The sequence below is a fragment of the Nonomuraea insulae genome, from assembly GCF_042656245.1.
This window is the reverse complement of the sequence record NZ_JBHSPA010000102.1, coordinates 1-628: the sequence shown is the minus strand read 5'-3', so window position 1 is coordinate 628 and position 628 is coordinate 1. Positions and strand designations below refer to the sequence as shown.

The following is a 628-nucleotide window of genomic DNA, read 5'->3' as shown; positions in this document are numbered from 1 at the left end:
CAATTTATGAATGCAGTGTTGGAAAAAATTGGAGGCCTCTTATTGAAAGTCGAGAGATACAAACGTAAAAGTTTAGAGAAAGATTTATATATGAGTTTTTACATATATGATATCAGTGAAAGAGAAATGAAAAAAGAAGTAATAATTGAAGGAGAAACGTACTATATTGAAAGTGAGGATGACCTAGTTAGCATAGTTCATGAGTTAGTCAAAAGAGGGTTTACAGTTAAGGAGATTGCATACGGACTAGGAATCAGTGAGAAAAAGGTCAGGAAATATTTAGAAGACTGTTGGTAAGTTAAGTTTTGTTTTTTTATTTGTAAGTTCTAATTCTCCTTTTTAGAATTTTTATTTTTCTCCTAATTAGCTAAGATTATGCTTAGTTTTTTTCAGTTTTGTGATAGTAATTGTAAAGGTTGAAAAATCAAGGAGGTGAAAAAATAAAGAGATAGAGAAGTAAAAAGATAGAGAAAGATTTATATAGCAGAAGATACATATATGTAAGTGGTGAGTAAAAAGTGAAGTATGAAGTCTTAAATCAAATCGTAAATCAAGTATTTGAAGACAGTACAGTAGACGAGTTACAGCTGAGATTTAGGGAAGATGTTGAAGTTAGTCCAGAAGAATT

2 protein-coding genes are annotated in these 628 nt (G+C 29.9%); both read left to right on the top strand.

Translation table 11 applies throughout. The features are described from left to right. Nucleotides 1-297, top strand: a 297-nt coding sequence (locus ACFPZ3_RS59880; RefSeq protein WP_379523391.1) for a hypothetical protein, incomplete at its 5' end; no start/stop codon positions are given. 221 nt (nucleotides 298-518) lie between these two features. Continuing rightward, nucleotides 519-628 (top strand): AcrID1 family anti-CRISPR protein (locus ACFPZ3_RS59875; RefSeq protein ID WP_379523392.1); only part of this gene is annotated, 110 nt, incomplete at its 3' end.